A 12,210-nucleotide genomic window follows, 5' to 3' on the forward strand; every position below is an offset into this window, starting at 1 on the left:
CTGCAATATTTTAAATTGAACAATTGAGGCGCGTTTTATCGAGCCTCTTTTTTTTGTTTATAAATCAAAGCGTTATTGGTTTTAAACTTTGCTCGACCTCAGCACGTAGGAAGTAAATACGCCCGCCTATTCCCAATGGTTTTAGCTTACCATTCTTACACCAGTTATTTAATGTCCCGTATGTTATTTGTAGCATATCGATAACCTCCGACCTTGTCATATATTGATTAGGTTCTTTCGGTTGAAAGTTCTTTGCAAAATCAGCTAATTGCGCCTTTAATCCGTTTTGAATTTCTTCTTGCAATTGTTCTTTTGTCAAAATAAAAAACTCTTGTTTCATATTAATTAGATTTAATATTTAACATTGTTTCTATTTCAGCGCGTTTAAAATATACACGCCCTCCAATCTTAATAAAAGGAAGTGTTTTTTCTCTTTGCCATCTAATTAAAGTTGATTTATTGATTTTAAAAATATTCAATACATCATCACGTGTTAATAAGCCTAAATCGTTATTAGGTTTAATGTTTTCTAAATGGGGGATAATCTCAGCTATTAAAGTAGTTTTTAGCTGTTCGAATGACTCTGCACCAATCGTGCTTAAATTGTTTTTCTTAGTTTCTGCACTCATAATTTTGAATAATTATGAGTAACTAATTAGAAGAATTCAAAACCTAAAATATTCACAAACACAATCAAATGTTTTGCAATTAATGAACATATAGTTAATTTTACTTTAATTATGTCGTTTTTGTTTGGCGACAGTCGACATAATTATTTGTTTTTGGGGTGATGAATTTTCTAATTTGTTACCCTTTTTTAATATTTATTACTCAAATGTATGTTTGAGGTTTTATTAAAAAAAGTAATTCTAATAAAAAAACGTGTTTTTTGAGTGAAATTTCTGTTTTTGTTTACGGGTGTGTTGTAAAGTTTACAAGGGTGTAGCAATACTATTGATTATTCGATTTAATAACTCTTAATACTGGCTCTTCCTTTTTCATCATTTGAGCGTAATACATAGCAAAGGCATCTGCATTCGCATCTTTATCTGCTTTTTGATTAATATACTTTAAAAACATTTTTTCTTCGCTATGTCCAGTAATACCAATTAAAACTGGTGTAGGCATTTTTCTATAAAAATTTGTTGCAAAGGATCTTCTAAAAGAATGAGAAGTAATGAATTTATGTTTCGGCAAAGATGTGAGAAGTTTTTTTCTATTGTTCTCATCACTTATGTAACCTTTTACAACCTCATCTATTTCGGCTAATTCACAAACTTTTTGAATATGAGTATTGATTTTATTTAAAGATATTTTTTTAGGAAAATCATTTAATACAATATCTATTACATAATCTTTTAGTACTGGAATAGTAACAAACTTTTCTGTTTTCTGTTGAACTAAATCGATATATACTGCATTATCTTTTAATCTAATATTGTTTGATGTTAGGTTTAATAAATCGCCTCCACGTTGACCAATGTAACAACCAATTAACAACCATTTTTTTACCTCTTTCAGATGAGGTGTCGGCATTTCAGTCTTGTAAATTTTATCTAAATCATCAAATGATAAGGTATGAATATATCTCTCTTTGTCGTTCTGTCTAAATCCTTTTAAAGTAATTGAATTATTAGTAACTGTTATATTGTCTTTTGACGCTGATACGCATACACTTTTGATGTGCTCGAATTGTTTTCCAGTATAATTTATAGTGTATTTCTTTTCATTCAATAACCATATTTTAAAACGATCTGTAAATGACTTTTCTAAATCACTAAATAGAATTGTCTTTTTAATTGTCTTTTCATATTCAGTAATAATGTTTTTAAACATTCTGTAATTTTTTACAGTACCTACTGATATTCCAATTTTACCGTTACGCTGTTCTCTTGTTGCTGCATTGTCTATAATGTGCTGAATATAGTTTGCGAATATTGAGAGATCCGTTTTCTCAACTCTATTAAAACATTTATCAATAACAGAGGTTAGCCAGTTGTTATTTATTACAGTACCCTTTGTGCTATCTTCATTGAATTGATCGTTAACAAATAATGAAAGTTTTTCGAGTTTGTTTTTTAAAAGTTTATTCGTTTCGTTATTTGGTTTAGGTAGATTGGTTGTAGTACTCCAGTCTTTCGCATTTATTGATAAACCTACTTTTCTTCTTAAGTTGATTTGTCGGTTTACTGAAAACCTTAAATATATCTGTGCGTTGTCTGTTTTATTTAGCAAAACAAATTTTAACGTAGCCATACCTTTAATATTAAAATTGAACAATTCAAATATATGTCATTTTACTATTTTTGACAACCGTTTGACAACCGTTTTTAAATATTATTGTATTTCATTGTACTTTATTATATTTGTAGAGATTTGTAAATATTCTGAAAAGTGTCTATTTAAAAGGATTTATCTTTGCTTTTAGAATGTTTGTCGAAATACTTAGATTAATGGGTGAGAGTGTGGGTTCGATTCCCACTCCGAGTACTAAGCAAAAGCTCGAAACATTAGTTTCGAGCTTTTTTTATTTACATTCTCCTTTTTGTATAATTTTTACTTCAAATTTTCGGGCTCTATCATCTATAAAAGTAACTTCGTTTTCATAAAATTCAGGAAGTTTGTAATGCGTATTATCCAGCCAACCACCATTTGGCCAATCAATTTTATGCAGATAATTATTTTTCGTTGTTATAGTTACTCGATATGTCTTTGTTGACTTATTCGTTTTAACCTTGACATTTGCGCAATATTTTCCATCTTCAATGTGATCATTTATATTATGAAAATCTGAAGATGAGGAACAACTATAAATAATAGTAAAGCAAAAAAGTAAAAGTATATTTTTCATCATCTTTTTATTTAATCTTCGCTTAACAATCTATTGATATTCTGTTAAGCTTTGAATTTAATTTGCTGCATACATTTGCAGTAACAAAATCCTCATGTGTTAATTTATATCATTTCTCAAAATTACTTCTCTTTTCGGGAAGTTTTTTTTGTTTTTATTAAGAAATCAGATTAAAATGTAACGTACTATACGCCTAATTTTTAAGTATAATACATATTGAAATTTTATTAATAATCAGTCGTTTATAAGTGTTTTATTTTTAATAAAGATTTAACTTCTTGAGTTTTATATTAACGTTAGGTGGCATAGTAGTTGTCATTTTATTCACTTTTTAATTAAAACTTAAAATTACTCAGATGACTAATATAGATTCAAAAAAAAATCTGGCAAACACGACTTTGTTATCCACCACGGAGCCTAAAACAGTGTTAAAGGTTATTCGATCGGATGAACATGAAAAAAAGTCTTTAAGAAATAAATTCATAGAGAGAATTTCTAAAAACTGTCTTACAAAGAAAGATTATCTAGTAATTGCTACAACTTTTGTGATTATGCTAACTTCTATTCTTTTTTTGTTTATTTATAAAAGTGAATTTCTACAATGGCATAGCACTAAATTATCTACCTGGTGGGGTGTTATTATTTATAGCCTTGGATTGGCACTTCTTATTCTTAAAACTTCTTTTCTTTTTTATTTAGGCTATTTATTCATAAAATATAAACCGGTCAAAAATGTTGCTGATGCAGATTTACCAACTTGTACCATTATTGTTCCGGCGTATAATGAAGGAAAATTAGTATATGATACTTTGTTGAGTTTAGCTGATAGTAATTATCCATCCGAAAAATTACAGATCTTAGCCGTTGACGATGGGAGTAAAGATGATACATGGAAATGGCTTCTTGAAGCGAAGAAAGTATTAGGAGATCGCGTTACACTTTTTCAACAGCCAAAAAATATGGGAAAACGTCATGCATTATATAAAGGATTCAAAATTGGAAAAGGAGATGTTTTTGTGACGGTTGATAGTGATTCTATTGTAGATGAATCTACGCTTAGAAACTTGTTAAGCCCTTTTGTAGTGAATGAAAATTGTGGTGCTGTCGCTGGCAATGTTCGTGTATTGAATAAAGAAAAAGGTTTGATTCCAAAAATGTTGAGTGTTAGTTTTACATTTAGTTTCGAGTTTGTGCGATCTGCTCAAAGTGCGTTAGGTTCTGTGTTTTGTACACCTGGAGCTTTAGCAGCTTACAGAAAAGATGTTGTACATAATTGTTTGGAAGAATGGATAAATCAATCTTTTTTAGGGCAACCAAGTACAATCGGGGAGGATAGAGCTTTGACAAATATGATTTTGAAACAAGGTAAACATGTCTATTTTCAGAAAAATGCAATGGTTTATACCAATACTCCAGAGCGTTATAAGAATTTATACAAAATGTTTATTCGTTGGGAGAGAAGTAATGTTCGTGAGAATATTATGATGACAAAATTTGCTTTCACCAACTTTAGAGAAGGTTCTACAGTAGGAACTCGTATAATTCTGATGATGCAATGGATAAAATTAATCATGGCAATTCCATTATTTTTAATTTTAATCTTTTTTGTCGCAACACATCCAATTTTATTCATCACAAGTACATTGTCTGGCGTTTTAGTTTTTTCAAGTATTCAGATGATTTTTTATGCAAAAAAATACAATTTTAACGAAGCTTTATTAGCATACGTTTACAGTATTTTCTATATGTTCACGCTTTTTTGGATTATGCCTTATGCCATTGTAACAGCAGGAAGAAGTGGTTGGTTAACGAGAGAATTACCTCAGGCAACTTAAAATTTTAAATATTAATTCATACAAAAACTTCTCTCATTGGGAAGTTTTTTTGTTTTTACATAAAAAGTAAAAGACTAACAGCCATTACAAACATTCCGATTACAATTCCGTAAGTTGATAATTTTTTTCCAGCGTATTCGTTTGCGGTCGGAATTAATTCATTAATCGAAATATAAACCATCATACCTGCGACACTTGCGAAGATTGCTCCGAAAATTGATTCATCAAAAAATTGTAACAATACAAAATAGCCAATTAATGCGCCAATAGGTTCTGTTAATCCTGATAAAAAGGAATATAGAAATGCTTTTTTTCTATTCTTTGTAGCGTAATAGATTGGTATAGCAACGGCGATTCCTTCTGGAATATTATGAATAGCAATAGCTGAAGCTATAGAAATTCCGTAAGTTGGATTTTCTAATGCTGACAAAAAAGTTGCTAATCCTTCAGGGAAATTATGAATTGATAAAGCTAAAGCAGAAAACAAACCCAAACGCAATAATTTCTGATCGTTTGTCTCTGTTTTATTTTCATCGCAATGATGATGAGGCAATATTTTATCGATTAAAATGATGATTAAAATTCCTGCAAAAAATCCCAATAATGTATAAGTGTAACCTAATTTTTCTCCAAAAACACTTGATAATGATAATTTAGCTTTTGTTAAAATTTCTACAAAGGAGACATAAAGCATTACTCCTGCTGAAATTCCCAACATTACGCCTAAGAATTTTGGATTGAATTTTTTGTATAATAAACATAAAATACTTCCAATTCCAGTGCTAATTCCGGCAAGAAAAGTTAAACTAAAAGCAAATATTAACGGATTTGAAAACATTAATTTTAATAATTAAGTTAGATTAATCTAACAAATATAATCTTTTCATTGTTTTGAACCAAGATAAATTAAGAAACCAACAAATTTCAATGTAATTTATCAGTTGTTGTAAATTATGAAAAGGATAAACTTATTTTTGTTGTATTAGTTTTTATTCAGATGGAACTTTTAGACGAAAATATTCAAAGCGATGTGTATCGCTCAATGCTCGAAATGATTGCCAAATTGGGACTTTCGAGTTATTCTACCACAATAATGACAACAATTGTTCTATCAATTTTGTTAGTTATTATATTGTATGCAATCGATTTTTTATTGCGAAAAGTGCTATTACTTGTTTTAACAAACTTTATTGCAAAAAGTAAAACAAAGATTGACGATTTATTAATCAAGAACAGGGTTTTACAATTCGCAACACATATTGTTCCTGTAATTGTCGCCAAAGAAGCGATCCCACTTATCTTCAAAGGATTTCCGAATTGGATCAAAATTGCGATGCAAATTACAGATATTGCATTGGTAATTGCTGTTGGATTGTTGTTTAATGCAATTTTTAAAGCGTTCAGGGATTTTCTTCGAGGTAATAAATCTTTTTCGGATAAACCAATTGATAGTTATCTGCAAGTGATGAATATTTTAGTTTTCTTTGTTTGCGGAATTCTAATTTTTTCGATTGCGACAGGAAAATCGCCTATTACATTTTTGGTTTCTTTGGGAGCGGCTTCGGCGGTTTTGATGTTGGTTTTTAAAGATTCAATATTAGGTTTTGTGGCGAGTATTCAGGTTTCGATGAATGATATGGTGCGCGTTGGAGATTGGATTGAAATGACAAAATATGGCGCAGACGGAAATGTTACCGAGATTAATTTAGGAACGGTAAAAGTTCAGAATTTTGATAAAACAATTACAACAATTCCGACGTATGCCTTGGTTTCAGATTCGTTTCGTAATTATCGCGGTATGCAAAATGCTGGTGGACGCCGCATTAAACGTTCGATAAATATTAAAATGAATTCGATTCGATTTTTGACAGAAGAAGAAATTGAAGAATTAAAAAAAATCCGCATGTTACACGATTTTATTGTGGATAGAACGAATGAAATCAATCAATATAATGTATCGAATAAAGTTGATCCAACGATTTTGGCGAATGGAAGACGAATGACAAATATTGGTCTTTTTCGACAATATATCAAGACATATACCTATAATAGTCCAAAAATTAGAACAGATTTGATGTTCGAGGTTCGGCAACTTCAACCAACCGAACACGGTTTGCCAATTGAGTTATTTATGTTTACAAATACAACGGTTTGGAACGAATATGAAGTGATTATGGCTGATATTTTCGATCATATTATTGCGGTTGTTCCATATTTCCATTTAGAAATTTTCGAGTTACCTTCTTCGGATGATATGCGTGTCATTGCTGAAGCATTGAGAAGAAATAATTAACAAAGAAGTTGAACATTATTGTTCAGCTTCTTTGTTTTCGCTCGGTTTTTCCATCAAATTAACCATCAAATTTTTTAGTTTTTGATACATAAAAGAAGTTAATAAGATTAAAATTCCTAAAACAATAAAAGATATTATTCTGAAAATATTGCTCATTTCCCAAACATCTACGAAATATAATTTTAGAATAATCAATCCAAATAATATAATTCCAACAATAGGAAAACCTTTCAATTGTTTTCTTAATCCGAAATAAATCAATACAAATCCTAAAACTGCCCAAATAATTGGTAATAATATCATTCGGAAAATATCGGCTTGATGCGAGAAATTAGAAGAGCTTTCGTCAAGTGTTATCAACATAAAACCATTGTATTTCTCGAAACTAATCACATAAACCAAGACAAGCATGCTGATGATTTGTTTTGCTTTGGAGCTTTGGAAATCGCTACTTTTCACAACTAAATAAATAATATAAGCGGTTGGAATGAGATAACTCAAATAAAGAAAATAACTACCGATGTTATAATTTGTTTTGTTTGGTAATAATGGAATTTCGGCAAACATTGGTAAAAATAGAATGCAAAAAGCCGCAGAAATTTGTAAAACAAATTGCAAGGTATTTCCTAAATTTAGTTTTTCGCGTAGCGTTAAAATAAAAGCAATAAAGAATAATGTATAAATCAATACATAACTTACAATCATCATAAAGTTGAAATAAGGTTCGATCTGATAAATTAATTCGAACAAAATTCCTGTGTACATCAATAAAAGTGATGTTGATATGAAGATAAATTTGGAATGATTGAGCTTAAAACCTAAAAATTGTTCTTCGGTTTTGAAATCTTTCATCAAATATATATTTGCAATAGAACAAATCAATGCAATAAAACTTGTGATAAAAACATGGTTAAAAATTACGGCTAAATGTTTTTTAGTATCGATATAATCAAACCAACTAGCGCATAAAGCAATCAATAAAAATGGAAACATCGCAATGAAAAAGATTTTGAAAATGTTTTCTTTACTTTTTTTCCAAAGAAACAGTAACAAGGTTGATTCAATCGCGAAACAAATCGAAACGACATTTACTTTAAATTGTATTGCAATTGCAGTTGTGATAAGCGCAATGCTCAAACCGATTAAGGTATTTTGTAATAAATTATTTTTAGGTGTTTTGTAGATGTATAATGCACCGAAAGCGGTTATCAATCCAAATAAGAAAGCTATTAAACCATTGTTATTTCCAACAATAAAATAATAAACTGAAGAAATTAAAACGGTTGATAAAATGGTATTGAAAATAAGTAAAAGGCAATTCCAAGCCGAAAATTCTCCTTTTTTGACGTAGTTAATTAAACTTGTAATAGTGAAAATAACGTAAAGCAAGCCAAAGAAAAGATATTGCGTTGAGGTTTTAGAATTGTCGATCCATGCGATACTATATATAAAGGTAAAGCCAAATGCGATAAACGAAATAACTTGCCAATCTTTTCGCCAAGCCATGTACAGCATACTCAAGTTTAGAATCGTTAAATAACCAAACAGAAATACAAAATTGCTTTCGCCTGTACTAATCATCAATGGAGCGATAAAACCACCAATAATCGAAAAAATGGCTAAAACTTGTCGATTATATAACATTGCCATCACGATAGAAAAAATAGTCACAATTGTTAATAACCCAAAAGTGGTATTTTGAGAAAGTAAATGATATTCTCGGAAGGCAATGGTTAAGGTGAAATATAAAACGGTTAATCCGCCACCAATTAAAATGGAAGAAAAGATTTCAAAATTTTTCCGAATAAAATGAGCAATTCCAATAATTCCTAAACCAACTCCAATTCCAATCATCACGCGAAAAGTTTCGTTAATCCAATTTTGATCAATTGCATATTTTACGAAGTAAGCAATTCCTAGAACTAAGGTTACAATTCCGAAAATCGTCAAGAAATTGTCTTTGATAAATGCAATTGCGCTGTTGAGATTTTTATCAAAACTGATTTCAGTTGTTTGTTTTGGTGGAATTTTGTCAAAAATACCTTTTGGCATTTCAACTTTATGATAGGAAACAACTTCTGGTTGAGGTTCAATTTTTTTCTCTTCAACTATTTTTGGTTGCTCAACAATTGGTTTTGATTCAGTTTTAATTTCTTTCGCATCCAATTGCTCTTGCAAATATTTTAGCTTAGTTTCTTGATAATCAAGTTGTTTTTTTAGTTGCGAAACTTTGTTGAACAAAATCACAATCAATACGAATATAATAATGGCAATTAAAAATTCCATAAAGTATTTTTTAGGTAAATTGAAGTTAAGCTTTTTTTCAGAAAGCCTAAAATTTTGTTTCATACATACCAAAATCATTCTGTTTTCGTTATTCTACAAAATCTTTATTTTTGCTAAATGTTTAAAAAGCTAAGTACATTATTGTTTATCGCGCTATCGACTTCGATTTTTGCGCAAGATGGAACGCGTGTTTACGAGTTTTTGAACATTACAACTTCTCCACGTCAAGCGGCTTTGGGAGGAAATGCAGCAACTTCGTGGGATGCTGATTCCAATTCTGCTTTATGGAATCCAGCGTTGATGAATCGAGAAATGCATGGTCAATTCGGAATCAATTACGTCAATTATATTGCGGATGTAGATTTTGGAACATTTTCGACGGTTTATGAAACCGATAAAGAAAACTTTATTTCTGTTCATGGTCAATATGTTGATTACGGAAAATTAATTGGAACTGACGAAAATGGAAATGTGACAGGAAATTTCAAAGCAAATGATGCTGCAATTACAGTTGGTTATGCACGTGTTTTGGGCGATTATTGGACAGTTGGAGCAAATTTAAAATACATTAATTCTACAATCGAATCATATAAATCCTCAGCAATTGCTGGAGATGTAGGTCTTTCGTACCACGATTTTGATAAAAATATCAATGTTTCGTTGGTTGTGCGTAATATCGGTCAACAAATTCAAACGTATAATGGCAAAAAAGAAGATATGCCAACGCAAGTTAATTTGGGAATTTCGCATCGATTGGAGCATGTTCCGTTAGAATTTACGTTTTCTTTGCACGATTTACAGAAGTTTGATATTTCTCAACCTTATAATAAAAACGGACAGGAAGTTTCTGCTGGAAGAAAAATGATTGATCATATTTCGGTTGGAGCAGAGCTATTTCCAGAATCTGACTTTAATATGCGTTTAGGATATAATTTCAAACGTGGAAATGAATTAGCAGCCGAAGGAATTCGTTCTCTATCTGGCTTAACGTATGGTTTTGGAATCCGTATAAATGCTTTTCGATTTGAGTTTAGTCATGCGAATTACCACAAATCTGGAGGTTCTAATCACTTTGGTTTAATTCTCAATTTAGACCGAATTATTCAAGGCCGAGATTATTGGAGAAGTAATCCTTGGTTATAAAAACTTTTCAAACAACTATAAAATCTTATCTTTGTCTTCAATTCTATATAGATGAAAGAAAATTTAATTATTGCAATCGACGGATATTCTTCTACAGGAAAAAGTTCGATGTCAAAAATTATTGCAAAAAATCTTGGTTATACACATATTGATAGTGGTGCAATGTATCGTGCTGTGACTTTGTATGCGTTTAAACATCAGTATATTGTCGATAATAAAATTGATGAACATGCATTAATAACCAATTTATCTGATATCAAGATAGAATTTAAACAAGATAGTATAACTCAAAAGAATCTTAGCTTTTTGAATGGTGAAAATGTAGAAGCTGATATTCGTACGATGGAAGTTTCTAAAATGGTTAGTCCAATTTCTGAGATTCCTGCTGTTCGCGATTATTGTGTATCGCTTCAACAGCAAATGGGAAAAAAAGGAGGTATTGTGATGGATGGTCGCGATATTGGAACAACAGTTTTTCCTAATGCAGATATCAAAATTTTTGTCACCGCTTCACCAGAAGTTCGTGCGCAACGTCGCTTTTTAGAATATCAACAACAAGGGAAAAATATTTCTTTGGATGAGGTGTTGAAAAATGTGAACGAAAGAGATTATATCGATTCTCATCGCGCATATTCTCCACTTCGTAAAGCTGATGACGCAATAGAAGTCGATAATTCGAACATGAATTTAGAAGAAACGGTGAATAAAGTGATGGAGATTATTAATTCTAAAAAATAGAATCCTCTGTTGCGGTTGTAAATTCTTCCAAAAATTTCATTCCTCGATAGGAGTTTCCTTTTAAGTTTAATTTAGGGCTCCAAACTGAAACAATGTAATATTTGGGCATAATTGCAACAATTCCTCCGCCAACACCACTTTTTCCTGGTAATCCAACTCGAAAAGCAAATTCGCCAGATTCATCATAGAAACCGCAAGTTTGCATAATAGCGTTGATTCTTTTTGTTTGACTAATGTTGAAAACTTGATAATCATCAAACAAGTTTTTTCCTTTATTGGCCAAAAAAGAAAAAGTTTTACTCAATTCCATACACGACATTTCAATCGAGCAGATATAAACATACAAATCTAGAACTTCGTCAGGAGAATTATGAATGTTGCCCAATGATTTGATAAAATTTGTCAAAGCTGCATTACGATAAGCGGTAGAAAATTCACTTTTTGCAATTTTATCAGAATATTGAATAGAATAATTACCAGAAACCTTTTTAATAAAATCCAAAAAATATGCTTTCGGATCATCACAAATATCAATTAAGATGTCGCAAACCACTAAAGCACCTGAATTAATAAATGGATTTCTAGGAATTCCTTTGTCAGTTTCTAATTGCAACAATGAATTAAAAGGCGTTCCCGAAGGTTCTACATCAACTCTTTCCCATATTTTCTCGCCAATTTCTCTATAAACTAAAGCCAAAAGCAACACTTTTGAAATACTTTGAATCGAGAATTTTTCTTCACAATCACCAAATCCAAATTGAAGTTGATCCGTAAACAATAAAGAAACTCCAAATTTCTTGCCGTCTATTTTAGATAATTCTGGTATATAGTTAGCTGTTTCACCTAAATTCTCTTCTTCAATTACTTTTAGGTAAATCTTATTTATTATCTCAAAATATTCTTTTTCTTTCGAAATCATCGCGCATATTATATATATAGTACGAATGTAAATCTTTTTTACACGTTAAACAAAATTAGAAGTTTATTTATTTTTTTAATTAAATGTATCCCGTTTCATGGAATTCCTCCTGAGTAGTTCCTTCAAAAGTATCCATTTTGCTTTT

Annotated in this window: 11 protein-coding genes; 4 read left to right on the forward strand and 7 right to left on the reverse strand. The window is 30.5% G+C overall.

All coding sequences use genetic code 11. The annotated features are described in order from the left end of the window. Window positions 1-64: 64 nt before the first annotated feature. From B4G36_RS04040 to B4G36_RS04055, 4 genes are all read right to left on the reverse strand, one after another. Complete coding sequence (locus B4G36_RS04040) at window positions 65-340, reverse strand: helix-turn-helix domain-containing protein (protein WP_291046368.1); 276 nt, start codon at window positions 338-340, stop codon at window positions 65-67. 1 nt (window position 341) lies between these two features. After that, window positions 342-629, reverse strand: coding sequence for a helix-turn-helix domain-containing protein (locus B4G36_RS04045; protein WP_291046371.1), 288 nt, complete (start codon window positions 627-629; stop codon window positions 342-344). 322 nt (window positions 630-951) lie between these two features. After that, complete coding sequence (locus tag B4G36_RS04050; protein WP_291046374.1) at window positions 952-2,256, reverse strand: tyrosine-type recombinase/integrase; 1,305 nt, start codon at window positions 2,254-2,256, stop codon at window positions 952-954. Window positions 2,257-2,527: 271 nt separating this feature from the next. Continuing rightward, the gene (locus tag B4G36_RS04055; RefSeq protein ID WP_219034235.1) at window positions 2,528-2,851 is read right to left on the reverse strand and encodes a hypothetical protein; all 324 of its coding nucleotides are present in this window, start codon (window positions 2,849-2,851) and stop codon (window positions 2,528-2,530) included. Window positions 2,852-3,216: 365 nt separating this feature from the next. Here B4G36_RS04055 and B4G36_RS04060 point away from each other — a divergent pair, with 365 nt between their 5' ends. Next, complete coding sequence (locus B4G36_RS04060) at window positions 3,217-4,686, forward strand: glycosyltransferase (protein WP_409410939.1); 1,470 nt, start codon at window positions 3,217-3,219, stop codon at window positions 4,684-4,686. 55 nt (window positions 4,687-4,741) lie between these two features. On the opposite strand, the gene zupT is transcribed toward B4G36_RS04060, so the two are convergent. After that, on the reverse strand, window positions 4,742-5,524 hold the full coding sequence (gene zupT, locus B4G36_RS04065) for a zinc transporter ZupT (RefSeq protein ID WP_221856744.1): 783 nt from the start codon (window positions 5,522-5,524) through the stop codon (window positions 4,742-4,744). A gap of 159 nt (window positions 5,525-5,683) precedes the next feature. Between zupT and B4G36_RS04070 the strand changes: the two genes are divergently transcribed. Next, window positions 5,684-6,979 carry a mechanosensitive ion channel family protein gene (locus tag B4G36_RS04070; protein ID WP_291062190.1) on the forward strand — a complete coding sequence of 432 codons (1,296 nt, stop codon included), beginning with the start codon at window positions 5,684-5,686 and terminating at the stop codon, window positions 6,977-6,979. Between the two features lie 15 nt (window positions 6,980-6,994). On the opposite strand, the gene B4G36_RS04075 is transcribed toward B4G36_RS04070, so the two are convergent. Next, window positions 6,995-9,265: a DUF2339 domain-containing protein gene (locus tag B4G36_RS04075; protein WP_291062192.1), complete on the reverse strand. Its 2,271-nt coding sequence runs from the start codon at window positions 9,263-9,265 to the stop codon at window positions 6,995-6,997. Between the two features lie 117 nt (window positions 9,266-9,382). Between B4G36_RS04075 and porQ the strand changes: the two genes are divergently transcribed. After that, the gene (gene porQ, locus B4G36_RS04080) at window positions 9,383-10,408 is read left to right on the forward strand and encodes a type IX secretion system protein PorQ (protein WP_291062194.1); all 1,026 of its coding nucleotides are present in this window, start codon (window positions 9,383-9,385) and stop codon (window positions 10,406-10,408) included. A 51-nt stretch (window positions 10,409-10,459) separates the two neighbouring features. Beyond that, the gene (gene cmk, locus B4G36_RS04085; RefSeq protein WP_291062196.1) at window positions 10,460-11,146 is read left to right on the forward strand and encodes a (d)CMP kinase; all 687 of its coding nucleotides are present in this window, start codon (window positions 10,460-10,462) and stop codon (window positions 11,144-11,146) included. Here cmk and B4G36_RS04090 read toward each other — a convergent pair. Continuing rightward, window positions 11,136-12,065, reverse strand: coding sequence for a glutaminase (locus tag B4G36_RS04090; RefSeq protein WP_125350733.1), 930 nt, complete (start codon window positions 12,063-12,065; stop codon window positions 11,136-11,138). The two genes, cmk and B4G36_RS04090, sit on opposite strands and share 11 nt — an antisense overlap. Window positions 12,066-12,210 lie beyond the last annotated feature (145 nt).

The sequence above is a fragment of the Empedobacter sp. UBA3239 genome (assembly GCF_002362875.1).
Lineage (GTDB): Bacteria > Bacteroidota > Bacteroidia > Flavobacteriales > Weeksellaceae > Empedobacter > Empedobacter falsenii_B.